We start from the raw sequence: 23,447 nt of genomic DNA, 5'->3' as shown, positions 1-23,447 counted from the left end.
CGCAAAGAATCTTTTTTGTCGTTTATGGGTTGAAGCATAAAAAAACAGGTAATGATTTCCGATATAGGAGTGGAGGCCTATAAGAGGCACGTTAAAAAGTTTTCTTCTGAATTTTAAGATGCAATGAGGTGCAGGTAATGATTAAGCTGAATACAGTTGAAATAATCGAAATTATAAAGAAGCAAATCCCTAAGGTTATGAACATCAAGCCAGTGGAACTCAAGTTTACGGATGATTTTGGACGGACCTCGCTGGCAGCGACAGAACACAAATTTACGCTGACGAACCAGCATTATTCTGCCAAGGTGATGGATTGCGTGTTAGAAACACAAGTACGCCCCATTTTAATGTGCGAAATTATTTATTTTCTAAAATGTGAGTTTATTGACGGACATGTTGATGTACGACTGGATTATGAAGCATGTTCTGAGGAAGGGCGAGGACCGGTTGCTTCAGCCGTAATTACCTTTGATCATGCAACAGAGCTGGGAGTCGAGGAACTGGCCGATCTGATTGACTTGGCGCTTCATATGAACGATAAAACCTGGTTTGAAGAACTCTCCAACCAATATGTCAAAACCAAAGCAGGAGCTTCTATTTGATAACTTGCTTTTTTTAGAAGTCGGTGCTAATATACGTAACAAGTTTAATGTTAATTCAATTAAATAAGAGCAAGATCCTTCGGGGCGGGGCGAAATTCCCCACCGGCGGTGATGACATGTTTGTGGATCGTTTTTGTGAGAAACAGCATGGCTTAGTCCGTGACCCGGATGCTGAATGATCAGCAGAAGGTGGACCTGGTGCAAATCCGGGACCGACAGTATAGTCTGGATGGGAGAAGGATACGAAGCGCATGTGCATGACGTGACATGTGCCGATTTTTAGCATACCCAATTGTGCGTACGGCTTATTTCGTTGTAGGACAGCATCGGGCGATAGCTTGCTTAAGCTTTCTTTTTGATGGGTGTTCTGAGCGTATTTGGTTGTATACTCAGTCATGCTTTCTATTGGCAAACCTATGATTTCATGTCGTCTTAAGATGCAAATGAACTGCGCTTGTATACTACAAATGTGACTCTCATCACCCCCATGACGGATTGAATCCGAACTGGGGGTTTTTTGCGCTTATAGCTGATGAATTAGGGATAAACTGAGATGTAGTGGAAAGGAGTGAAGGCATGTTTACCGGATTGGTCGAGGAAGTGGGTCGTATTCAAACCATTTCCAAAAGCGGTGAAGCGATGGTGCTGGGGATTTCGGGTTCCGTGGTGTTGGGCGATTTAAAAATAGGAGACAGTGTCTCAGTGAATGGCGTTTGCCTGACGGCGATACAGATCGGTACGAAAGACTTTAAGGTTGATGTGATGCCGGAAACCTTTCGTAGCACTAATCTGAAAGAGTTGAGATCCGGCAGCCGAGTCAATCTGGAGCGAGCGATGGCGGCGAGTGGAAGGTTCGGAGGACATATCGTGCAAGGACATGTGGACGGGACGGGAACGATTCGCGGGGTGACATCAGACCAGAATGCAGTGGTGTTCGAAATTGAGCCTAAAAATCAAACATTATTTAAATATATTCTTCTCAAAGGGTCAATCACAATTGATGGTATAAGCCTCACAGTCGCACAGCGTACGGGAGATACCTTTGCCGTATCCATTATTCCCCACACCTTATCCGAAACGGCCTTACAAGCCAAACGTGAGGGGGATACCGTCAATATCGAATGCGATATTTTGGGCAAATATGTAGAACAGCTTTTAAATTACAGAGGTGCAACGGAGGCGGAGAGAGTAGAAGAAGCTCCTCTCAGTTTGGACTATTTGGCGAAACACGGTTTTGCCTGATATTGAATGGTAAGCCTGTTTAGGAGCATTCGTGGCACAAGACATAAGGAGGAAAGTGTTATGGATAGAGGTAGCCAAACAAGTGCAATGGCAAACGTCATAGAGCATGGCGAGTTGGAACATGGCGAAGAGATTCGTTTGGATTCCATCGAAGAAGCGTTGGAGGACTTAAAAAACGGTAAGGTCGTCATTGTAGTGGATGATGAACAGCGCGAAAATGAAGGCGATTTTATCGCTTTGGCTGAAAAAGCGTCGCCTGAGGTCATTAATTTCATGATTACAGAAGGTCGCGGGTTGGTCTGTGTGCCGATCACACGACAAAGAGCCGAGGCCTTGGAATTGCATCCTATGGTAGAGCAAAATACAGATTTCCACGGTACTGCCTTTACGGTATCGGTAGATCATATGGAGACAACAACGGGGATTTCAGCGGCCGAGCGTTCCTTGACTGTACGCGCCTTGGCAGACGAAGCAGTCACAGGAAGTGATTTCCGCAAGCCTGGTCACATGTTCCCGCTGATTGCTCGCGATGGGGGTGTCTTGCAGCGTGCTGGTCACACGGAGGCGACTGTTGATCTGGCTCGACTCAGTGGCTTCAAGCCTGCTGGAGTCATTTGTGAAATTATAAAGGAAGATGGCTCAATGGCCCGCCTGCCTGATCTGGCATTGGTCGCCAAGCGACATCAATTGAAGCTGATCAGTATTCAGGATTTGGTGGACTACCGTCGTCGTTTGTCATTGTAAATAATTTAAATTAAGAGAGGTTGATTAATTATGGCACGTTTTCTAGAAGGTAATCTTGTATCGAACGGTTTAAAATATGGTATTGTGGTGGGCAGATTTAATGAGTTTATTACGAGCAAGCTGTTAAGCGGTGCAATTGACGCACTTCAACGACATGGTGCACAGGAAGATGAAATTGATGTAGCCTGGGTTCCGGGTGCATTTGAAATTTCACTAATTGCGCAAAAAATGGCTGCAAGCGGCAAATATGATGCCGTAATTACGCTGGGTACGGTCATCCGTGGTTCTACTTCACATTATGATATCGTCTGCAATGAAGTGGCCAAGGGTGTGGCAGCGAGCAGCCTAAAAACGGGAGTACCTGTTATTTTTGGGGTAGTGACTACAGAAAACATTGAACAGGCTATTGAACGAGCAGGTACGAAGGCTGGTAATAAAGGTTGGGATTCAGCACTGGCTGCGATTGAAATGGCCAATCTCAGCAAGCAATTTTAATGATAGGAATAGCTGAATAGAACGGTATAAACTGCAAGGGGAAAAAAGGGATTGGATTGTTAAGCAAGGCGATGACGTATATACTACAGAAAGAGGGATTGATAACGCAGAGCATAAGTGCTATAGGGAAAGGTATTGTTGAATGATGATTGGAGTAAGGCAGGGGGAAGCACATTGACAGTCGTAAACTACAAGCTGGAAACATTCGAGGGTCCGCTGGATCTACTGTTGCATCTGATTGATAAAGCCGAAATCGACATTCAGGATATCCCGATTAGCGATATTACTGATCAGTATATGGCTTTTTTGCACAGTATGCAGGAGCTGGAACTGGACATTACGAGCGAGTTTCTGGTGATGGCGGCGACGCTCTTATCCATTAAGAGTAAATTGTTGCTTCCCAAGCCACCTGTGATGGAATATGACGATTTGGATTTTTATGAGGAAGAGGATTATGATCCACGTGAGGAACTGGTCCGCAAGCTGGTGGAGTATCGTAAATATAAAGGGATTGCTCGCCATCTAAGTGAACGTGAGTGGGAGCGGAGTCTAATTTATGGCAAAGAGCCAGAAGATCTGAGTGCATTCCTGCCCACTGAACCCGTAAATCCGGTGCATGGGCTGCATGCAAGCGATTTGGTCGCAGCCTTTCAGCGTGCTTTGCGCAAAGCAGAACGACGTACGACGGTAACCCGTGTTCATCGGGACGAAATTTCAGTCAAGGACCGTATCCGGCAAGTTATCGGGGCTTTAGAGATGGTGGGGAATGGAGGACGGCTGCTGTTCTCCAAGCTGATGCATGAGGATATGTATCGGCATGAAGTGGTTGTGACCTTTTTGGCTATCCTTGAACTGATGAAAATGAAGCAAATTTTCTGTTATCAGGAGAAGCTTTTCGATGATATTGTAATGGAGTGGAGAGGGGATTTACGGGTTAATGGATTATCTGAAGCTGAAATCAATTATTGAGGGACTGCTGTTTCTAGCAGGAGAGGAAGGGTTGTCCACCAAGCAGATCGCCGACATTGTAGAGCAGCAGCAAGAGCTGGTTGAACAGTGCCTGGAAGATATGAAGCAGGACATGGAGCAGGGGGGAAGAGGCCTGCAACTTGTCCGTATTGCCGGTCATTATCAGCTTGCAACTTTATCCGAACATGCACCTTACTTTGAAAAGCTCGCATACTCTCCGGCACGTGCGTCACTGTCTCAAGCTGCTTTGGAGACGCTGGCCATTGTGGCCTACCGCCAGCCCATTACAAGAGTTGAAATCGAAGAGATTCGGGGGGTTAAATCCGAGCGGGCCATACATACACTGGTCAACAAGGAGCTCATTGAAGAGAAAGGTCGAGCTGAAGCCATCGGACGGCCGATATTGTACGGAACGACGAAATCATTTTTGGATTATTTCGGTCTGGGCTCTCTGGCAGATCTACCGCAACCGGAGCTGTTCGAGAATTCGGACAATTTGGAGGAAGAGACTCAATTATTGTTCGAGCGTCTGGAGAGTAGCCAGCCTGCGGCCAACGATCTAGATCTTGAATCCCAATAAAGTTGCTCCGGATCTTGCGGTTCACTTATGTAAAAGTTCAAACAGACAGCCAGTCCTCATATCGTTGGGGGCTGGCTGTTGGTATTTTAAGATGCATGATTTTCCGGCGAACGGTCATACTATTTTTGCCATGATATTCTATAGCAAAAAGGTAGGGAGGACACGCCAGTGTGGAAATGGATCAGTATCGCCATCATCGTCGTTATATTACTTGTACTGGCAGTTCTGCTCTCTCGTATTCGTTTGAAGCTGAATATTGCCAAACATGACAATGATGATCGGGCGCATCTAGAGATCAGATTTCTATACGGGATGATAAAAATGAATTACGATGTGCCGGCCATTCTCATAACAGGGTTGAAAAAGGGGCTTCTCTATCGGCTAGATCGCAACAAAAACATACATAAAACGGATGCTTCCGTGGATAGCGGTAATATTGATACAGTAAAAATCAAGCAATTTATACATGATATACGGGTTTTGCTCAAGGGAACGAAATCCTTTAATAAATGGTTGCGACATACATTGGCACATGTGACGATGTCCAAAATGGAATGGTCTACCAACATTAGTCTTGCTGACGCGGCATATACAGCTACCTCAACTGGTATTTTGTGGGGATTAAAAACAACCTTGATCGGTTATGCTTCAAGCTTTGTACGCATGGATTGTACCCCTAAGCTGTATGTTGTGCCCTATTGGGTGGATCGCTTGCGTTTTACCACCACTTTGAACTGTGAAGCAAACGTATCGCTCGGCTATTTAATGTTCTCCATGCTCATCTTATCTTACCGCATATGGCGCGTTCCGGGTGGACCGGAGGCATGGAAACGGGTTTTTTTCAAAAAAAATGCGGCGGATCATCAAGCTAACAATGAATGGTAAACAGTGGAGAGAGGTGAGACTCAATCCTTTCTGAACTATCGAATGACATACATATTTCCTTGAACCCCTGCGCACAATAGCGAAAGAAAAGGCAGTCTACGCTTGAGATAAGCAGAGGAGGAATAAATCATGTCAGATCACCCGATTCAAGGGCTCATGCAAACCGCAATGGAAAACATCAAAGCCATGGTAGACGTGAATACGATTGTAGGAGACGCAGTGGAAACACCCGATGGTTCTGTTATTTTGCCAATCAGTAAGGTGGGATTTGGTTTCGCTGCCGGGGGAAGTGATTTTAACGTAGACGAAGAGGCACTTCATACTTCCTCGGCGTCGGGTAATCATAGCGGGAAGGAAGGGCATCCTTTTGGAGGCGGTAGCGGTGGTGGTGTATCTATTCATCCCATTGCTTTTCTGGTTGTTGGCAAACAGGGGGCACAAATCGTTCCATTGGACAATCAAACGCATCTGATTGAGAAGCTCATTGACTCCACGCCATACCTGATTGATAAGGTTCAGTCTATCTTCCGGAATTCAGGCGGCGACTTGCAGACTCCCCCCCCACAGGTACCTGTAGATGTTGCTACGGATCACAGTAATTCTGGCCCGGCTTACTTGTAAAAGTTATTGAAATTAAAAGCATTCTCTCAGGAAGGTATCCCAAAGCCGAGTATAGGCTAAGGAATACCTTCTTTTCTGCTTGTACTTGGGCCTATCCCCGAATATACTGCCTTCCCCCAATGAAAGCATGTATATGGTGACTGTATTCCTGTTGATATAAAGTATGCAGCGAGATTTCATTTTTTCGATTTCCTTCGGTAGCAAACTGCGATAGGTAGATGAAGTCCGGATAGATCACTTCATTCGTCAAATAAGCGGATACCGTGGCATCAGGCCGACGATGTTGATTCAGGGAATCGATAATACCTTTCGCCGGCAAGATGCCAATCCCATGTCCATAAAACAAGTCTTCCTTCAGCTTAACGACATTTTCTCCTTTCCATTCTAATGTTTCAGACGACACATCCGGATTGTTGAAATACAGAATATCGCCAGGAGCCGCTTTATGACTTCCTTCCTGCTGTATGAGCCTGAGGTCGCTGTCATAGTGCCAGTCATACAGCAGCATATCTGCAAAAATCCGATTAAACTCACTTTCCAGAATGGAATCCAGCACTCCATTGTACAGCACAATAACCATAGCTGTTGCACATTCAAAAGCGTATTGATGACCGTTTAAAAAGATATCTCTGATGCCTTGGGCTGGTGTGACACCTGCTTTGATCTGAAAGCCACCTTTTTCCGTTAAATTCCAAAATTGCGGGTTGCAACGTGCGGTAGCAAAAGTGGCAAAGGATACACCGCTTCGATGCAATGCTTCTGCGGACTCTACAATCCGCGATCTTAAAATCATTTCAAACTGTAGTCGCTGCATGTTATAACCCCTCGATCCATATTTAACGTTTAGTAACTAATATATATGTGCTCAGGAGGGCATGTTGCTTGGTTTGTGTAGAAAGAAAGCGAAAAAGGAGCAGCTAATGGCTAGTCCTGTAAAGGAATTTTCTGTTATAAAGGTGGACATACTTTGAACAGCTTGGACATAGAATGGTACAAGACTTGCTCAAAACCGGAGGAATCCAAATGTTTAAAAAAAAGCAACACATTCACGCGGACCACAGCCATTTCTTGAATAAGGCACGCGCATTTGTTTTGCCGCTGGTATTTCTGCTTATTTTGTCATTGCCGCTTACGTTGCTAAGTCCGCAGCCCGTTCGGGGAGCGATAAAAACAGAAGTAGCGCCGCCCGCATTAGGAACCCATGCACAGGCTGCTTCTTTAATTGATGTTACATCAGGAAGAATCATTTATTCTTCCGAAGGTGACCGGGAGCTACGTATTGCCAGCCTGACCAAAATTATGACAGCGATCGTGGCTATTGAACATGGACGCTTGCAGGACCGGGTAAAGGTGAGCCCAACCGCATATGCCAAAGAAGGGTCCTCGCTTTTTCTGCAAATGGGTGAACAAATGTCATTGGAAAATATGCTGTACGGCTTAATGCTCCGTTCTGGTAATGATGCCGCTTCTGCCATTGCTGAGCATGTGGGGGGGACAGAAGAGGGATTTGTTCATTTGATGAACGACAAGGCGGTTCAGCTTGGGCTAAGCCATACACATTTTGCTAATCCGCACGGGCTGGATGCCGAGGGACATTATTCCTCAGCCAATGATATGGCCCGGCTTACTGCTTATGCGCTGCATAATCCAACTTTTGCTCGTATCGTAAAAACAGAATTGAAAAAAGCACCGAATCCCAACGACTCTTGGGACTACTCATGGCACAATAAAAACAAAATGCTGCGGCTGTATGACGGAGCTGACGGGGTGAAAACAGGCTTTACCAAAAAAGCGTTTCGCTGTCTGGTCAGTTCGGCTACACGTGACGGTCGCCAGCTCGCTGCTGTTACCTTGAATGACGGGGACGATTGGAACGATCATGCCCGTATGCTTGATTACGGATTCCGATATTATCCGCTCATTCCGATTACGGACAAGCAGCAACCTATCGATGGTTACCCACTATTAACAGGTACAAGCTTTGCCTATCCTTTACATGATGGCGAGAAAACCCAGTTGCACAAAAGACTGGTGTTGTATAAAAATTCCGCTTCTGCCGATAGAGCGGACGTATCTTTTGGCTTACGAGGACGGGTTGAATTCCTTTTGGAAGGTAAACTTATCGGTTCTGTTCCTGTGTATGCAAAAGGTAGTAAGCTGCCTGCTCAAAAAACCGTACAGCCACAGAAGGAGACTCCAACTGCACAAGAACCTGCGAACAATACTCAGCAACGAGGTTGGACGAGCAGATGGAACGAAATCCTTAAAAATTTGTTTGGAGCATAGGGCAACCAGGAAATAGAGCTGTACGTGTCACATCATTGGGAAAAGGAGGAATCAGCCATGATTCATCTCATATGGGTGGCTTTGATTTGTATTGGATTTGTATTTGCTGCCGCGCAGGGAAATATTGAGGTGGTGACGAAAGCGGCTTTTGACGGGGCAACTACGGGGGTTACAGTGTGCTTTGGACTGATAAGTGTGCTGGTGTTCTGGATGGGCATGATGCGGCTGGCTGAAGATGGCGGGCTCTTACAGAAAATATCCAAGCTTCTTTCTCCTTTAGTTGCCTTTCTCTTCCCTGATGTTCCGCGTAATCATCCCGCTATGGGTTACATTCTGTCCAATATGAGCGCCAATCTGCTGGGTCTGGGGAATGCAGCCACACCGATGGGAATCAAGGCGATGCAAGAGCTGCAGACGCTCAATCCAGATAAGCAAACCGCCACACCAGCCATGTGTACGCTACTCGCCCTGAATACAGCCAGTATTACGCTTATTCCTACGACGTTGATCGCGATACGGCTAAATTTTCATTCCGCACATCCGGCAGAAATCGTCGGTACGACACTGGTAGCGACCGCAATAGCCACCTTTGCTGCAATTGCGGCGGATCGTTGGTACCGTAGTCGAGAATTGCGCCGCCGTCCTCCGGCGATTCCGCCGTCCCAGTCATCCTTGACGCCACTCGCCCCACCAGCACCAACATCTGCTGCCTCTTCAACTACGTTGCCCGTATCTTCACCTGCCGTTCCGCGAACGGGAATCACGGCTGCCAAGGGCAGGGACACCACTTGGAAAGGATGAGGGAGGCATGCTTAATTTTATAAACCTCGTATCGACTTGGGCCATTCCGGTTATTCTCGCTTTTATTCCTTTATATGCATATGCTAAAAAGGTCCCTGTCTACGATTCTTTTGTGGATGGAGCCAAAGACGGATTTTCTACCGCCATCAGCATTATTCCTCATCTCGTAGGCATGATGGTGGCGATTAGCATTTTTCGAGCATCCGGCGCCTTGGACTATTTGATCTCTTGGGTTACCCCTTGGATTAAACACTGGGGTGTACCGGGCGAGGTATTGCCTTTAGGCTTGCTTCGTCCATTGACGGGCACTGGTTCACTTGCGTTTACGACGGATCTAATTCGCACCTATGGCCCGGATTCCATGATCGGTCGGATCGCTTCAACGATTCAGGGCAGCACAGACACGACGCTATATGTGCTAACTGTATATTTTGGTGCGGTAGGTATCCGCAATGGACGGTATGCTTTGAAGGTAGGACTATTTTCAGATGTGGTTGGTTTTGTGGCAGCCATTGCGATTTGCCTGCTTGTATTTTAATTTCTGCATCGTTTTTTGAACGGGGGTTGTGATTTTGCTCATGGATGGGTATCATTAGCATGAGGTGAATTAGCGAACATGGAAAGATTGCAGAAAATATTGGCCCAAGCTGGTGTAGCTTCCAGACGTAAATGTGAGGAGCTTATTCAGGCGGGTAGCGTGGAAGTGAACGGGGTTGTCGTAACTGAACTGGGAACGAAGGCAGACCCTGATCAAGATATGATTACGGTAAAGGGACGCCCGATCAAAACCGAGAAAAAAATCTATTTGATGATGAACAAACCTAAAGGGGTCATTACGAGCGCTTCCGATCCGGAAGGCCGTAAAATCGTGTCAGACTATCTGAAAGGCGTTAAGGAACGCGTATATCCGGTGGGACGTCTCGATTACGACACCGAAGGACTGCTGTTGCTCACCAATGATGGCGAGTTCGCCAATCTGCTGACCCATCCCAAGCATCATGTGCCCAAGACATATGTGGCAACAGTCAAAGGCGTTCCACATGGTACTGAGCTGGACAAGCTGAAAAAGGGAATCGTGCTGGAAGATGGCATTACTGCACCAGCCGAGGTAGAATATAAAGATGTAGATCCGAATGGTAAGGAGTCTGTGATCCAGATTACCATTTATGAAGGCAGAAATCGCCAAGTAAGACGGATGTTTGAGGCCATTTCACACCCAGTCATCAGACTCAAGCGGATAGCCTTCGGAGATCTTTTGCTACAAAACTTGAAGCGCGGTCTGACCAGACCCCTAACCAAGGACGAAATCAACCGTCTCATTCAACTTGCCAAATCAGACAACACGAAAAAGAAACGGACAGGACGGGGGTCATAACCCCGGCCTTTTTGGTGTAAAGAGACTGTTGGATGAGAGTAAAGTTTGACCAAGCACGGGAAAATAGTAAAATAGAGAGAATGCTTTTTTTAGCGAAGGGGCTGGGAATATGTCAGAACAAAGCAACCGCATATTAATTGTAGATGATGAAGAACGCATTCGACGCCTTCTGCGGATGTATCTGGAAAAAGAAGGATATGCAATTGACGAAGCTGAGGATGGCGAGATTGCCCTCCAAAAAGCGACTGCAAGCGATTACAGCATTATTTTGCTCGATGTGATGCTTCCAGGGATGGATGGGATTGAGGTGTGTACACGGCTGCGTCAGACCAAAGCTACACCTGTGATTATGCTGACTGCCAAAGGCGAGGAAGTGAACCGTGTACAAGGCTTTGAAGTCGGAGCTGATGATTATGTGGTTAAGCCCTTTAGCCCGCGAGAAGTCATTTACCGGGTAAAGGCGATTTTACGCCGTTCGTCGGAAACTGCCTTTTTAACGAAAGAAGCGGTACCAAGCAATAGTATTGTTTTTCCGAATCTTATCATTGAGCATGATGCGCACCGGGTAACTGCGGGTGGGATTGAAATCAGTCTCACGCCTAAAGAGTACGAGCTGTTGCATTATTTGGCGGTGTCACCAGATAAAGTCTTCTCACGCGAAGAACTGCTGAAAGACGTTTGGAATTACGAATTTTTTGGTGACCTGCGCACTGTGGATACGCATGTGAAACGGCTTCGTGAAAAGCTGAATAAGGTATCGCCAGAGGCAGCCGCTATGATTACGACCGTGTGGGGCGTAGGTTATAAGCTGGAGGTTCCAAAATAACGTGAACTTCTGGAGATCGCTGGTAGGCAAGCTGTGGATCACCATCATTTGCCTTGTAGGCTCTGTGCTTATTTTTTTAGGGCTTTTTTTATTGCCGTACATCAACAGAAATTTTGCGGCGTATGAATCGACGGAAATCAAGCATTTGTTCACCTATACATGTATAGTCGGATTTTTATTGACGACCTTTTTTGCCCTATTTCTTTTTACTAAAATCACACAGCCTATGCAGCTGTTGATTCAGGCGGCGAATGCCATTCGTGAGGGAAGGTATGATACTCGGCTTTCGCTGGTGACCAGTGATGAAATTGGAGAACTGGCGAAAACTTTTAATCATATGTCTACGGAACTGGAAGCAACGATCCGCAGTCTGAATGAGGAGAAAAACCATTTATCCAGCGTACTGCGAAGCATGTCTGATGCAGTAATCACCTTCGACAGAAGCGGACAAATCATCTTGACGAATCCGCCGGCACAAAGTTTGCTGAATATCTGGGAAAAGCTGGAGTGGCAGGAACGTGATCTGGAGGAGTTTGGAGCTTCTGTACCTGAGCCTTTGCAGTCTCTGTTCCATACCGTTATGGACAGGGGAGAGGATGTCGGAGACTATATCCATGTCAAGAAGGGCTCCTGGTCGGTGCAGATGGCGCCTCTGTATACGGATAATGCAATCCGCGGTGCAGTAGCTGTGCTTAGAGATATTACGGAAGAAGTGAAGCTAGAGAAGATGCGGAGCGATTTTGTGGCCAACGTATCTCATGAAATCCGTACACCTTTATCTATGATGCAGGGCTACAGTGAGGCGTTGCTGGATGGTATGGCGGGTTCACCAGAAGAATCCGAGGAACTGGTGCAGGTCATCCATGATGAGTCATTACGCATGGGAAGGTTAGTCAAGGATCTGCTTGATCTGGCCCGAATGGAGGCTGGTCATACAGACATGCACCGACAGGAATTGGATGTGAACGAGTTGATCGAGCGTGTTCACCGTAAATTTACGGTACGATCAAAGGAACAGGGACTGACACTCGATTACCATGAGCATGGCCAGCGTTTGTTGCTGCCTGAGGCAGATGAAGACCGGTTGGAACAGGTATTGACCAATTTGCTAGATAATGCATTTAGACACACACCCGGCGGGAAAAAGGTTACTATTGCGGCGGATCGAATTTTGGGAGAACGGCATGAGTTAATCCGTATTCGGATTAAGGATGAAGGTGTAGGCATTGCCAGCGAGGATCTACCTTATATTTTCGACCGCTTTTACAAGGCAGATAAAGCCAGAGTACGTGGTGAGGATAAAGGGACTGGCTTGGGGCTTGCTATTGTCAAGAATATTGTAGAGGCTCACGGAGGCTCTGTCTCTGCTGCCAGCGTATTGGGGGAAGGGACGGAATTTACTATTTTGCTGCCCATCTCCAGCAAAACTAAGCTGGGTCTGTAACAGGCTTATAAGCCCAATCTGATATACCCCGGTTTGCAGGCATCCTCGGAAGAGGGTGCTTTTTGTTGAAAAATCAACATTTATCTTGTTCAACGTGGAACATCCTGTTTCAAAATGATTACTCACATGATAGATAACTCGGTATAAGAAAAAGACGCCTGGGTAGCCAGGCGCCTCTCTTTATTATAAAACCATGGACTTCTCAATAGGGTCTGGAACTAATCTAGCACTACTTCTTGGGCAGTATTTAGTTCTGGCAAACCAACGAGTTGAATCAGTACGTCTTTCGGTACGGCTTTATCGACGGTCAGGATCATGATAGCTTCTCCGCCGACAATTTTACGCCCTACTTGCATGGAAGCGATATTGACGCCGTTCTCCCCAAGCAAGGTGCCGACACGACCGATAATGCCTGGTTTATCATTGTGCGAGATGAGCAGGAAATGAGCTTCCGGTGCCACGTCTACTGGGAACTGGTTCAACCGAACAATACGTTCGCCATAGCCTGCCAGCAGGGTGCCAGATACGCGTTGCTCTTCGCCGCTCTGCGTTTTGAGTGTAACGGTAATCAGGTTGGTAAAACCCTTGGTGGCGGGCGCCTGAGATACGACAAGATGGATGTCACGTGTTTTGGCCAGATGTACAGAGTTTACAATGTTCACATCGCTGCCCAGATGACGGCTAAGTACGCCTTTCAAAATATACCGTGTCAGCGGCTGTGTATCCACAGAGGACAAATCGCCAGCGTAATCTACCTGAATTTCACGTACAGCCTGATTCGTGATCTGAGCGGCAAAGCTGCCCAGCTTCTCTCCAAGCGAGAAATATGGCTGCAATTGCGTCATGACGTTGGATGGTACTGGAGGCATGTTGACCGCATTTTTAAAAGGCTCATCACGCAAAATATGCAGCACTTGCTCGGACACGTCGATAGCTACATTCTCCTGAGCTTCGACAGTCGAGGCACCCAGATGTGGTGTAACGATAATTTTCGGATGGCTCAGGAATGGGTGATCCTGTGCTGGCGGCTCTGACTCGAATACGTCAAAAGCTGCACCGGCAACGATACCTTCATCAATGGCTTCAACAAGAGCCATTTCATCGATAACTCCGCCCCGGGCACAGTTGATAATGCGCATTCCTTTTTTCATCACTTCAAACTGTGGACGAGCAATCATATGTTTCGTTTCCGGTGTTAATGGTGTGTGTACGGTCATAAAATCTGCGTTGCGGATAATTTCATCCACGCTCGCAAGCTTAATGCCCAGCTTCTCAGCGCGTTCTTCCGTTAGAAATGGATCATAGCCGAGGATACTCATACCAAATGCTTTGGCACGTTTAGCCACCTCACTGCCGATACGTCCCATGCCGAGGACTCCAAGTGTTTTGTTACGCAGTTCGACACCGAGGAATGTTTTACGATCCCATGTACCGCCAATGGTTTTGGCATATGCCTGTGGAATATGACGTGCTAGAGCCATCATCATCGCAAAAGTGTGCTCACATGTCGTAATCGTGTTGCCGTCAGGAGCGTTAATAACGATAATCCCGCGTTGTGTTGCTGCTTCGAGGTCGATGTTATCCACTCCGACCCCAGCTCGCCCTACAACCTTGAGGTTCTTACCTGCCGTCATGATGCGTTCGGTTACCCGAGTTTGGCTTCGAACGAGTAATGCGTCATAGTCACCAATAATTTGAACCAATTCATCCTCGCTGAGACCTGTGTTCTTGTCCACCGTGACATCGTCTGCATCCATCAGTTGCTGGATGCCCAGGTCACTGATTGGATCGGATACTAACACTTTAAACATTTGGTTTCCTCCTCAAAGTTAACTTCTTTTATGGACAGGATGCACTTCAAACTGAAATACATTCCATAAAGAACATGAAAAAACTTGAAATGCTTCTAAAAGTACAGGAGAGCGGTGTAAAATACTAGTGTGATAACGCATTGACGCAGAAAAGGGATGGAATAGCATTATGCACCAAACTAACGACCAAAAGTCTTGTGCGGAGACGCTTTGCGGTTTTCGGGCATCAAAAAAACCCCCGAATCACATACTATCTCCATAGTAAGGGACGAGAGTTATCGTGGTACCACCCTAATTCGCAGCCATTTCGCAATGGACTGCCTTCAGCGGTCATAAAATGACCGAAAGGATAACGGTTTTCTGCCGATTGCATCTAATGCCGGGAAATATTCCCCAGACCTCGGTGCAATAACTCAGGAGCGCTGAAAGTAGTTACTTCGTCACCGGCTTCCACCCAAGCACCGGTTCTCTGAGGACGAAATCAATACCTTTTCTCCATCATTGTTGTTGTCGCTAATAATTTTTTCATAATGTATCATGGCTTACATGGGCATGTCAATAGGACATGCGACATGTGAGGATAGCAGGCTAGATATATAGCTACAGAATGCGGAAAATTAAGATTTAAGTCTTCTTGAATCCGCCCGACTTTTTGGCTATGATGCTAAAGAAGACTATGCAGAGGACTAACTAACTATGAAAAAGCTTAAAGTGAAATGGAAAAGAGCGCAAATTCATGAATTGAACGACCGCTTGCTGCTTTACAATTTGTATCTAACTCAGGGGCTGACCCTGCTGATTGGCGCAATCTGGATATTTTTTCAGAAAAGAAATTTGTTAGAACTATTTGCATTGCCGAACACTCTGCACGTCTTATGGTGGGGATTGGGATTGGCCGCCGCTATGTTACTTGTGGATCTGTTGCTATCCCGGATTATGCCTGAGGATGCTATGGATGACGGTGGTATTAACCAAATGCTATTTCAAAATCGTCCGGTTTGGCATATTATTTGTATAGCAGCTATCGTTTCTATCTGTGAGGAACTCTTGTTCAGAGGTGCGATTCAGTACAGCTTTGGTCCTTATTGGACAAGCATTTTATTTGCGGTGATTCATATCCGATATTTACGGCATTGGATTCCCACTGGCTGGGTTTTTCTTAGCAGTTATGGATTGGGCTACATATATGTGCAGACCGGTAGTCTGTGGGCACCGATCATTTGTCATTTTGTGATTGACCTTATATCTGGTTTAGCGTTACGTTTTCGGAGGTATGAAGAATGAATCAGGAACTTAGCAGAGTGCAGACCTATGGTAGCCGTCGAAATGGTCGCAAAGGCAAGGAAGAGGACAGGTCAAAATCTAAACCAGTTCGCTCCCGTGCTTCACGGCCCGTGCCAGAATTGGCTCACGTTGCCGCTGCACCAGAAGTTGCTGTGACGATGGAGGGTGACACTCCTGCCAGTGAGTACCGAACGCGGGCAGAAATGTTTCCGTCCCGCCGTATTCGGGTAAGCAAGTGGTTTTTAAATTTTTTGAGCACTCTTTTTGTGCTGATTACTGCAGCATTACTGTGGTGGGGCGTCAAGGGTGCACCACCCATCAGTGAAATGCTTTGGTAATATAAAGTTATTATGGACGTCTGTGCTTAGGTCAAGGCGCGTAATGATACGGCGAAAAAGCCTCCATCTCCACATGAATAACGGAGAATGGAGGCCTTTATTGCATCATCTATAGTTAATCCGGAGTATACGCAAGTGTCTACTAGCTAGCAGGAACCTCAATCCCTTGCGGATCGACAAATTGGTAACCCTTTTGCTCAAGGCGCGTCAATAGACTGTCCAGCGCCTCAGCTGTCCATGGCAGTTCGTGCATCAAGATATTGCTGCCTGGATGAAGTTGTTCTGTTACATTTTTGAGAAGTGCCTCCGTTTTATTAGGCTGATTCTTTTTCATTGTCCAGTCCAGAGAACCGACGGACCATGTCATGTATAGGAGACCGTTTTCCTTAGCGACCTTGCGACCTACGTCCCCGCCTGCACCATGAGGGGGGCGGAAGAAGACGGGGGCTTGGCCTGTAATGTCCTTAACAGCTTTTTGTACCGTTTCAATCTGTTTTTTGACCTCGGGCTCAGATTTGTTTTTCAGCACGATGTGATCCCAGCTATGGTTGCCGATGGGCTGTCCACGGTCATGGATAAGCTTAAGCAACTCAGGATGCTTTTTTACACGGTAACCGTTTACGAAGAAAATTGCTTTCGCTTTGTGTTTGTCCAGTACATCTATGATTTTGTTAATCATGGCTGCTTCCTTAGGACCATCATCAAAGGTCAATAACACGACTTTTTTTTCGGTACCTTGTTGGTCAGGGATTACATTGTAAGCTTTGTCCAAGTGATACATTTTGTTATTGGTAGTTGCAGATGTCGCAGCTCCTGTTTCGTTGCTTTCGCTGGTTTTATCATTTTGTGCATTGGTTTTATCCGCTGAGTTGTGATCATCACTGCCTGCTTGCTTACTGCTGCTTTTTGGGGAAGAGACGTTGCTCTGATCTTTGGCGCTGTTACTTGAGTCAGAGGCTACCGAATCCTGCTGGTTGCTTGTTGCCGCAGATTCAGGCTTGGTTGCAGTGCAAGCACTAAGCAGCAGACATGCGGTGAACAAAATGGCTGCTGTTTTTGTACCCATTATTTCATCTCACCTTCCTGTATTTTATACCGTATGAGTTTGTCACTACTGACGAACACTATGCTTGATTCTACCACAAAGGGAGGTTCTAATTGTGAAAACATCTTCATTTTTCCTGGGAATCGTTTTGGGCGCTGTCGCAAGCTCTATGATCTCCCGTAACCGCAACATGTTGGGCTTATCTATGGACATAGGTGGAAAAAAAGGCGGCAATTTAGTGCAGCAAGCCCGTACTAAAATGATGGACGCGGCATTCCCCGGGATGGGCGAGATTACGCTCAATAAAGAAGACACCCATAAGGATCAAGACCATCATTCACAAACAGATAAAACCGCTTATAACGCCCATACTGCCAAGAACAAAGAAGAGAATATGAAGTTGATTAAAGACTTCATCAGCACAAGTCCCGATGTTAAACGTGAGGTCGAGCAAATTTTGAAAGAAACTCATACAGCCGTACCGGGATTGTAACCCAGAAACCTTTATTCCGAATCATTTTGCGGCTTTTTTGTAAAAGCCGTTCAAATGATTCTTTTTTTTATCTTTTTATTGCGTGCATTTACGATTATAAAATGATAACATGATTACATAGAACCATTTTCATCACAGGCATCATAATTGCATCATAATCTGTTAATAACACTCGGCTGCCAGGAGGAGGGTCCAGTATGAAAATAGAAAGATTAAGTCAGGACAAGATACGGATTTTCCTTACCTTTGACGATTTGAGCGAACGCGGTATTCAAAAAGACGATATGTGGCAAGAAATTCCTAGAGTTCATGAGCTGTTTACCGAAATGATGGATCAGGCATACAGTGAGCTGGGCTTCGACGCCACGGGACCGTTAGCTGTCGAAGTCTTTGCGCTTCCTGCTCAAGGAATGGTTGTTATCGTCACTCGGGGTAAATACGACCATCAACAGTATGGTTCGGGTCCTGATGAGGAGCTTCCAGAGGAAGTCTACGAAATGGAAGTCACGTTGGAGCATAGTGATTCCATCGTTTATGCGTTTAGCGATTTCGAAGTACTCATAGAAGCGGCTCATATGCTTCGTAGCAACACTACGGAAGCAGGTAAGCTGTATCATTATAGAGGAAAATGGATTCTGCATTTGGAACCAGAAGAAGTAGAGGAGTCCAAGCTTGCCGCTTTAATCGCGGTTCTTGCTGAATTTGGAGAAGGCTCATCCGTTACACCAGCTATGTTGGAAGAGTACGGCAAACTGGTCATTCCTGAACAGGCAGTTGCTGTCATCTGCACTCATTTTGACAGCCGTTCTTGATTCGTTTTATCAAAAGTGATATCGAAGTGAATTTGTCGGCTCTGCGCTGAAAGCAGAGCCGACTCATTTTTATGGAGGGATGATCGGTGCTTCTGTTTTCAGTTTTAGCGGCAGCCACAGCGCCGGGTCTCGCCTTATTGATGTATTTTTACTTGAAGGACAGGTATGATTCGGAGCCACTGCACATGGTTATTAAAGTGTTTTTGCTCGGCTTTTTGGTGGTTCTTCCTGTCATGATTTTTCAACGAGGGCTGCTGCTTTGGCTAGGGGATCACACGTTAATCCAGGCGTTCGGCATTTCAGCCGGAGTGGAAGAGTTTTTTAAATGGTTTCTGTTGTATCACATCATCTATAATCATACCGAGTTCGACGAGCCTTATGATGGTATTTTGTATGCGGCCGCAGTCTCACTCGGATTTGCAACGGTTGAAAATCTGTTATATGCCTGGGCGGGCCATGCTTCGGTTAGCATGATGCTGATGAGATCATTGCTACCGGTATCCGGTCATGCGATGTTTGGCGTAATGATGGGCTACTACATGGGGAAGGCCAAGTTTTCAGAAGGCTTGAGGAGCAAATACATGTTGCTGCTGTCATTGGTGCTTCCATGGTTCTGGCACGGAGTATACGATTTGATTTTAACGAAATTTTCGCATGACTGGATCTGGTTTATCATTCCACTTATGGCCTTTCTATGGTATGGAGGAATGGCGAAGATCAGTCGGGCTAATAACCGTTCTCCTTTTCGTTTGTTAAAACGGGAAGAAAAGGTTAACATGTAACAAAATGGGACACACTGATCTGACAAACCTGTTAGAGAAAGAGGTGTCTTTTTTTGCGTATAAAAGTTAGAATTCATTGTAAAAGATGCGGAGAACGCTTTGTGCTGAGAGGACGCATAGAGCAAGGACAGATTCAGACCGGCTTTAAACGCTGTATTTGCGATAACTGTGAGTTTATTGTTGAAGTCATGGAAAACCATGCATAAGAGAGCTTTCTTCTTGTCACACTATCGGTAGTGTACTTGAAGAAAGGAGACTCCCAATATGTATAAGCGACTTAGTTCCGTATTGTTCCCGGTGGTTACCCTGATGATGATAGGAGCATTTGTGTGGGGTTATCAGCAAAGCCAGATGAGAAAAGAGGTGTCTCTTCAGGCAAATAGCATGTCGATAAAAGCGGAAAATCAATACCAGCGTGCGTTTCACGATTTGTCGTTTCATATGGATCAGCTGCATTCTCAACTCGGTAACGCGGTTGCTGTCCATAATACTTCACACGCGATGCACCGCAAATGTTTGATGAACGTGTGGAGGATTACAAGTGAGGCTCAAAATGAGGTTAATCAGTTGCCCCTCAATGTAATGCCTTTTAATCATGCTAAAGATTTGCTGTCACATCTATCTGCATTTTCGTATCAGACCGCTGTCCGTGATCTGGATCACGAGCCCTTAAACGAGAAAGAAATTTCGAACCTGAAAACGTTGTATAACAATTCCAAAGAAATTTCGAAAAACATGCAGGAAGTGCAGCAGAAAGTCATTAGCAAAAATTTGCGCTGGACGGATGTGGATATGGCGGCAGGTTCTCAAACTGGGCCGAAGGACAACACCATTATTGATGGCTTTAAAACCGTGGACAAAAAGGTGGAAAACTATAAAGAGCTGGATTGGGGACCGTCTGTAGCCAGCATCTATGATAAACGCTCTGTGAAAAAATTGAGTCTCCCGCCAGTAAATGCAGAACAAATTAAACAAAATGCTGCTGAATTTACAGGAAAACCGGAAAGTCAGATCAGGGTGAACGAAAACGGTAAAGGAACGGAATGGGCATCTTATACAGCTACCCTGCTAAATAAGAAGCAGCCTGTGGCCAGTATGGATTTTACGAAAAAAGGCGGCAAGCTTATTTCTTATCATGACATGAGGGCAGTAGGTCCTAAAAAAGCAACACGTAATGAAGCGATTCGCTATGCTAGTGAATACCTTGAACAAAAAGGTTACAAAGACATGAAGCCCGTTGCGTATGATGAAAGCGGGAATTTAGCTAACATTACATTTGTGAGCCAACAAGGGGATGTGATTATCTATCCAGAAAAAATCGCAGTCAGATCAGGCCTTGATAACGGACAAGTGATCGGTTTTCAAGCCAGTGATTATGTGTATGAGCATAGTCATCTCCGCCGCATACCGCAAGCGAAATTGAATTTGAATGCAGCACGAGCAAAATTGAATCCTGAGTTTCGTGAAACTTACCACCGTAAAGCCTTAATTGAAAATGAACTTTCGAATGAAGTTCTCTGTTATGAATTTGGTGGTAAAATCAATGGTTCCGTTTACCGGATATACATTAACGCCAATACGGGGATGGAAGAAACGATTGAAGAGGTTAAAGATTCAGATGAACCTCAGGTTACTGCAATTAATGTCTAGTTAATTACATGAAAATGAATCAATAGTCACTCTAAACCTCCTTCATGAAGGAGGTTTTTTGTGCTTTAGTCATAGATCAAACAAATATTATGCTTAATATAGGCACAAAGTCGTGGTATTATATACCTTAATTAGAGCTTTTAATGGACAAGGATGGTGGATCATTTGTTTCCCAAAATTAATGATGTGTTATACATACAAGTGGCAGGTACTGACCATAAGGACGAGATTTTTGAATTTAAGTCTCGTATTGCAGAAGAGGAGTCACAGAACTTTTTAATTGAAATTCCTATGTCACAAACAAGTGGGCATTTGAAAAAATTGTTTCTAGGGGAAGAACTGTCTATATTTTTTTTGAGCGAGGGTGGGATTAAAAATTATTTTAATACCCACGTTACGGGTTTCAAAGAGGATATCCTCCGGATGATTCGTATCCACAAACCTGCTCCAGACAGCATCAGCAAAATTCAGCGTCGAAACTTTCTTCGGGTTAAGGCCAACTTGGAAATTGCTGTAAAGCATGGTGCGAACGAGTCCAGATTTGTAGCAGAGACACATGATGTAGGAGGTGGGGGTGTTTCTTTTCACACCCAGGGAACTCATCATCTTGAAGAAGGAGAATCATTGTCTTGCTGGATTTTAGTTCCATATAAAAACGGTACTCAGGAGCATGTTCCGTTCCAATCTGAAATTGTGCGCATTCAGCAGATGGAAAACGGTCGCAAACTCATTATGCTGAAATATGAGGAAATCGCTGATCAGGAGCGTCAAAAACTGATTAAATATTGCTTTGAAAGACAGCTGGAATTCCGGGGGAAATCTTAATCATCCGAAATTTTTCTTTTTTAGTAAACCTGTCGCTTATTTTGCATCGCCTATAAATGTGTGGTATAATTTTCACGTCGCAGGCAATGCCTGCTTTTTTCTTGAGGTTAGGTTAGGAGGAATTCCCTGTTGGCAAGGCAACATGTATCTTCAATTAACAAAATAAATGTAGCCATTGATGGACCTGCTGGTGCAGGGAAAAGTACAGTGGCCCGCTTGGTGGCGAAAACACTTTCTTATGTATATGTAGATACTGGAGCCATGTACCGAGCAGCAACGTGGTACATGATGCGTAAGGAAATTCCTGCAGAAAATGTACAAAAAGTGCTTCAACATGTACCTGAGCTGGTGATTGAATTAGTACCGGACCCCACAGGCCAAAAGGTTTATTGTAACGGGGAAGATGTAACCACTGTGATCCGTTCGATGGAAGTGACTAGCAACGTGTCACAGTATTCAAGTATTGCTGGTTTACGGACACGTTTGACTGAAAACCAGCGTGAGATGGCTGCACGCAAGGGTGTCGTTATGGATGGTCGCGATATTGGAACAACTGTACTTCCCGATGCGGAAGTCAAGGTGTTCATGACCGCAAGTGTTCAGGAACGTGCCTCCCGCCGTTTTAAAGAACTGAGCGAAACTGATGATATCACTCTGGAGCAACTGGAACGTGACATTGCGGCACGTGACAAGCTTGACGAGGAGAGGGAGGTATCTCCGCTTCGTTGCAGTGAGGACGCCATCGTGCTCGATACGACCCAAATGGGCATTCAGGATGTCGTTGATATGATCGTATCTTATTGCTTAACGGAGAAGGATGGAGAGATCAGCCAATGATATATACTGTATGCGCCAGTATTTTGCGTCTCATTTACCGCGTTCTGTTTAGACTTGAGGCGGTAGGCAGGGAAAATGTTCCTGCTGAGGGTGGAGTGCTGTTGTGTTCTAATCATATTAGTAATCTTGACCCTCCTACAGTTGGTATTTTGCTGAAAAGAAAGGTTCACTTTATGGCAAAAGCCGAGCTGTTTAATGTTCCTGTACTGGGTCCACTAATTGGGAAACTGGGAGCTTTTCCAGTCAAACGTGGCGGTGTAAGTAAGGAATCCATTAAGTTGGCATTGAACATTTTGCGTGATGGTAAGGTTATGGGAATCTTTCCCGAAGGTTCCAGAGGAGCTGGGGGAATCGGTAAAAAGGGTGCTGCAAGCTTTGCGCTACGCAGTGGAGCGGCTGCCGTTCCGGTCGCCATTATTGGTGATTACAAGCTTTTCCGTAAAACGAAAGTGTTATACGGTAAACCTGTCAATTTGGAAGCTTACCAAAAGGGTGCCGATATCGAAGGAGATCCACTTGAACTGGCAACAGAAGCAATTATGTCTCGTATTCGCACGATGAAGGAAACGGGTAAGCCTACGAATAACTGAAAGGCTTGTATGAATTGTGTCTAAGCTCGGAAAACTAGAACAAAAGTTTATTTATGTTTTGAACTCTGCCATGCGCAGGTTTAAATAAATGGTTTTTTTTGAATTGAGGA

Annotated in this window: 26 protein-coding genes, 1 riboswitch and 1 other annotated feature; of the genes, 23 read left to right on the top strand and 3 right to left on the bottom strand. The window is 45.5% G+C overall.

The window, feature by feature from the left end:
* Positions 1–137 precede the first annotated feature (137 nt).
* From MKY16_RS14120 to ytfJ, 8 genes are all read left to right on the top strand, one after another.
* Positions 138–602, top strand: coding sequence for an IDEAL domain-containing protein (locus tag MKY16_RS14120; RefSeq protein WP_340955784.1), 465 nt, complete (start codon positions 138–140; stop codon positions 600–602).
* 71 nt (positions 603–673) lie between these two features.
* Positions 674–847, top strand: a riboswitch (FMN riboswitch).
* A gap of 331 nt (positions 848–1,178) precedes the next feature.
* The gene (ribE, locus tag MKY16_RS14115) at positions 1,179–1,844 is read left to right on the top strand and encodes a riboflavin synthase (protein WP_340955783.1); all 666 of its coding nucleotides are present in this window, start codon (positions 1,179–1,181) and stop codon (positions 1,842–1,844) included.
* A 60-nt stretch (positions 1,845–1,904) separates the two neighbouring features.
* Positions 1,905–2,588, top strand: coding sequence for a 3,4-dihydroxy-2-butanone-4-phosphate synthase (gene ribB, locus MKY16_RS14110; protein ID WP_340955782.1), 684 nt, complete (start codon positions 1,905–1,907; stop codon positions 2,586–2,588).
* A gap of 30 nt (positions 2,589–2,618) precedes the next feature.
* On the top strand, positions 2,619–3,083 hold the full coding sequence (gene ribH, locus MKY16_RS14105) for a 6,7-dimethyl-8-ribityllumazine synthase (protein ID WP_340955781.1): 465 nt from the start codon (positions 2,619–2,621) through the stop codon (positions 3,081–3,083).
* Positions 3,084–3,257: 174 nt separating this feature from the next.
* The gene (locus MKY16_RS14100; protein ID WP_029517304.1) at positions 3,258–4,052 is read left to right on the top strand and encodes a segregation and condensation protein A; all 795 of its coding nucleotides are present in this window, start codon (positions 3,258–3,260) and stop codon (positions 4,050–4,052) included.
* Positions 4,021–4,632, top strand: a complete 612-nt coding sequence (scpB, locus tag MKY16_RS14095; protein WP_029517305.1) for an SMC-Scp complex subunit ScpB — start codon at positions 4,021–4,023, stop codon at positions 4,630–4,632. Before MKY16_RS14100 ends, scpB begins: the two co-directional genes overlap by 32 nt.
* Before the next feature lie 168 nt (positions 4,633–4,800).
* The gene (locus tag MKY16_RS14090; protein WP_029517306.1) at positions 4,801–5,517 is read left to right on the top strand and encodes a DUF2953 domain-containing protein; all 717 of its coding nucleotides are present in this window, start codon (positions 4,801–4,803) and stop codon (positions 5,515–5,517) included.
* Between the two features lie 129 nt (positions 5,518–5,646).
* Complete coding sequence (gene ytfJ, locus MKY16_RS14085) at positions 5,647–6,138, top strand: GerW family sporulation protein (RefSeq protein ID WP_029517307.1); 492 nt, start codon at positions 5,647–5,649, stop codon at positions 6,136–6,138.
* A gap of 91 nt (positions 6,139–6,229) precedes the next feature.
* On the opposite strand, the gene MKY16_RS14080 is transcribed toward ytfJ, so the two are convergent.
* Entirely contained in the window at positions 6,230–6,952 is a 723-nt protein-coding gene (locus tag MKY16_RS14080; RefSeq protein ID WP_029517308.1) for a hypothetical protein, read from the bottom strand.
* Between the two features lie 209 nt (positions 6,953–7,161).
* Between MKY16_RS14080 and MKY16_RS14075 the strand changes: the two genes are divergently transcribed.
* The 6 genes from MKY16_RS14075 to MKY16_RS14050 all read left to right on the top strand — a co-directional run bounded on the left by MKY16_RS14075 (position 7,162) and on the right by MKY16_RS14050 (position 12,870).
* Positions 7,162–8,424, top strand: a complete 1,263-nt coding sequence (locus tag MKY16_RS14075; RefSeq protein ID WP_340955780.1) for a D-alanyl-D-alanine carboxypeptidase family protein — start codon at positions 7,162–7,164, stop codon at positions 8,422–8,424.
* 57 nt (positions 8,425–8,481) lie between these two features.
* Entirely contained in the window at positions 8,482–9,225 is a 744-nt protein-coding gene (locus MKY16_RS14070; RefSeq protein WP_340955779.1) for a nucleoside recognition domain-containing protein, read from the top strand.
* A gap of 7 nt (positions 9,226–9,232) precedes the next feature.
* Positions 9,233–9,763, top strand: coding sequence for a spore maturation protein (locus MKY16_RS14065; RefSeq protein WP_013310760.1), 531 nt, complete (start codon positions 9,233–9,235; stop codon positions 9,761–9,763).
* Between the two features lie 78 nt (positions 9,764–9,841).
* Positions 9,842–10,600: a pseudouridine synthase gene (locus MKY16_RS14060; protein WP_023989197.1), complete on the top strand. Its 759-nt coding sequence runs from the start codon at positions 9,842–9,844 to the stop codon at positions 10,598–10,600.
* Positions 10,601–10,709: 109 nt separating this feature from the next.
* Entirely contained in the window at positions 10,710–11,426 is a 717-nt protein-coding gene (locus MKY16_RS14055; protein WP_029517311.1) for a response regulator transcription factor, read from the top strand.
* 1 nt (position 11,427) lies between these two features.
* A complete protein-coding gene (locus MKY16_RS14050) occupies positions 11,428–12,870 on the top strand; it encodes an ATP-binding protein (protein WP_069012706.1) in 1,443 nt (480 codons plus the stop codon).
* Between the two features lie 218 nt (positions 12,871–13,088).
* Here the strand turns inward: MKY16_RS14050 and serA are convergent, their stop codons facing one another.
* Positions 13,089–14,681: a phosphoglycerate dehydrogenase gene (gene serA / locus MKY16_RS14045; RefSeq protein ID WP_013310756.1), complete on the bottom strand. Its 1,593-nt coding sequence runs from the start codon at positions 14,679–14,681 to the stop codon at positions 13,089–13,091.
* Between the two features lie 261 nt (positions 14,682–14,942).
* Positions 14,943–15,192 (bottom strand) — a binding site (T-box leader).
* A 185-nt stretch (positions 15,193–15,377) separates the two neighbouring features.
* Here serA and MKY16_RS14040 point away from each other — a divergent pair.
* Both MKY16_RS14040 and MKY16_RS14035 read left to right on the top strand, forming a co-directional pair.
* A complete protein-coding gene (locus tag MKY16_RS14040; RefSeq protein WP_069012705.1) occupies positions 15,378–15,965 on the top strand; it encodes a type II CAAX endopeptidase family protein in 588 nt (195 codons plus the stop codon).
* Complete coding sequence (locus tag MKY16_RS14035; RefSeq protein WP_029517314.1) at positions 15,962–16,303, top strand: hypothetical protein; 342 nt, start codon at positions 15,962–15,964, stop codon at positions 16,301–16,303. Before MKY16_RS14040 ends, MKY16_RS14035 begins: the two co-directional genes overlap by 4 nt.
* Positions 16,304–16,445: 142 nt before the next feature.
* Here MKY16_RS14035 and MKY16_RS14030 read toward each other — a convergent pair whose 3' ends face one another.
* Entirely contained in the window at positions 16,446–17,369 is a 924-nt protein-coding gene (locus tag MKY16_RS14030; protein ID WP_069012704.1) for a polysaccharide deacetylase family protein, read from the bottom strand.
* 94 nt (positions 17,370–17,463) lie between these two features.
* Here MKY16_RS14030 and MKY16_RS14025 point away from each other — a divergent pair, with 94 nt between their 5' ends.
* The 7 genes from MKY16_RS14025 (at position 17,464) to MKY16_RS13995 (ending at position 23,337) form a co-directional block, all read left to right on the top strand.
* Entirely contained in the window at positions 17,464–17,841 is a 378-nt protein-coding gene (locus MKY16_RS14025; RefSeq protein WP_029517316.1) for a hypothetical protein, read from the top strand.
* Between the two features lie 197 nt (positions 17,842–18,038).
* Positions 18,039–18,653: a genetic competence negative regulator gene (locus tag MKY16_RS14020; RefSeq protein WP_013310751.1), complete on the top strand. Its 615-nt coding sequence runs from the start codon at positions 18,039–18,041 to the stop codon at positions 18,651–18,653.
* Positions 18,654–18,739: 86 nt separating this feature from the next.
* On the top strand, positions 18,740–19,435 hold the full coding sequence (prsW, locus tag MKY16_RS14015) for a glutamic-type intramembrane protease PrsW (RefSeq protein WP_069012703.1): 696 nt from the start codon (positions 18,740–18,742) through the stop codon (positions 19,433–19,435).
* A 264-nt stretch (positions 19,436–19,699) separates the two neighbouring features.
* On the top strand, positions 19,700–21,085 hold the full coding sequence (ypeB, locus tag MKY16_RS14010; RefSeq protein WP_340955775.1) for a germination protein YpeB: 1,386 nt from the start codon (positions 19,700–19,702) through the stop codon (positions 21,083–21,085).
* A gap of 165 nt (positions 21,086–21,250) precedes the next feature.
* Positions 21,251–21,910, top strand: a complete 660-nt coding sequence (locus MKY16_RS14005; RefSeq protein WP_029517319.1) for a flagellar brake protein — start codon at positions 21,251–21,253, stop codon at positions 21,908–21,910.
* A gap of 129 nt (positions 21,911–22,039) precedes the next feature.
* On the top strand, positions 22,040–22,747 hold the full coding sequence (gene cmk, locus MKY16_RS14000; protein ID WP_029517320.1) for a (d)CMP kinase: 708 nt from the start codon (positions 22,040–22,042) through the stop codon (positions 22,745–22,747).
* Positions 22,744–23,337, top strand: coding sequence for a lysophospholipid acyltransferase family protein (locus tag MKY16_RS13995; RefSeq protein ID WP_029517321.1), 594 nt, complete (start codon positions 22,744–22,746; stop codon positions 23,335–23,337). The genes cmk and MKY16_RS13995 overlap by 4 nt, the downstream gene beginning before the upstream one ends.
* Positions 23,338–23,447: the final 110 nt, after the last annotated feature.

The sequence above is a fragment of the Paenibacillus sp. FSL L8-0641 genome, from assembly GCF_038006265.1.
GTDB lineage: Bacteria > Bacillota > Bacilli > Paenibacillales > Paenibacillaceae > Paenibacillus > Paenibacillus polymyxa_D.
This window is presented reverse-complemented; position numbering and strand designations above follow the sequence as displayed.

Coding starts and splice junctions, on each gene's coding strand:
- MKY16_RS14120 (WP_340955784.1), top strand. CDS start 138: ATGATTAAGCTGAATACAGTTGAAATAATCGAAATTATAAAGAAGCAA.
- ribE (WP_340955783.1), top strand. CDS start 1,179: ATGTTTACCGGATTGGTCGAGGAAGTGGGTCGTATTCAAACCATTTCC.
- ribB (WP_340955782.1), top strand. CDS start 1,905: ATGGATAGAGGTAGCCAAACAAGTGCAATGGCAAACGTCATAGAGCAT.
- ribH (WP_340955781.1), top strand. CDS start 2,619: ATGGCACGTTTTCTAGAAGGTAATCTTGTATCGAACGGTTTAAAATAT.
- scpB (WP_029517305.1), top strand. CDS start 4,021: ATGGATTATCTGAAGCTGAAATCAATTATTGAGGGACTGCTGTTTCTA.
- ytfJ (WP_029517307.1), top strand. CDS start 5,647: ATGTCAGATCACCCGATTCAAGGGCTCATGCAAACCGCAATGGAAAAC.
- MKY16_RS14080 (WP_029517308.1), bottom strand. CDS start 6,952: ATGCAGCGACTACAGTTTGAAATGATTTTAAGATCGCGGATTGTAGAG.
- MKY16_RS14075 (WP_340955780.1), top strand. CDS start 7,162: ATGTTTAAAAAAAAGCAACACATTCACGCGGACCACAGCCATTTCTTG.
- MKY16_RS14070 (WP_340955779.1), top strand. CDS start 8,482: ATGATTCATCTCATATGGGTGGCTTTGATTTGTATTGGATTTGTATTT.
- MKY16_RS14065 (WP_013310760.1), top strand. CDS start 9,233: ATGCTTAATTTTATAAACCTCGTATCGACTTGGGCCATTCCGGTTATT.
- MKY16_RS14060 (WP_023989197.1), top strand. CDS start 9,842: ATGGAAAGATTGCAGAAAATATTGGCCCAAGCTGGTGTAGCTTCCAGA.
- MKY16_RS14055 (WP_029517311.1), top strand. CDS start 10,710: ATGTCAGAACAAAGCAACCGCATATTAATTGTAGATGATGAAGAACGC.
- serA (WP_013310756.1), bottom strand. CDS start 14,681: ATGTTTAAAGTGTTAGTATCCGATCCAATCAGTGACCTGGGCATCCAG.
- MKY16_RS14040 (WP_069012705.1), top strand. CDS start 15,378: ATGAAAAAGCTTAAAGTGAAATGGAAAAGAGCGCAAATTCATGAATTG.
- MKY16_RS14035 (WP_029517314.1), top strand. CDS start 15,962: ATGAATCAGGAACTTAGCAGAGTGCAGACCTATGGTAGCCGTCGAAAT.
- MKY16_RS14030 (WP_069012704.1), bottom strand. CDS start 17,369: ATGGGTACAAAAACAGCAGCCATTTTGTTCACCGCATGTCTGCTGCTT.
- MKY16_RS14020 (WP_013310751.1), top strand. CDS start 18,039: ATGAAAATAGAAAGATTAAGTCAGGACAAGATACGGATTTTCCTTACC.
- ypeB (WP_340955775.1), top strand. CDS start 19,700: ATGTATAAGCGACTTAGTTCCGTATTGTTCCCGGTGGTTACCCTGATG.
- MKY16_RS13995 (WP_029517321.1), top strand. CDS start 22,744: ATGATATATACTGTATGCGCCAGTATTTTGCGTCTCATTTACCGCGTT.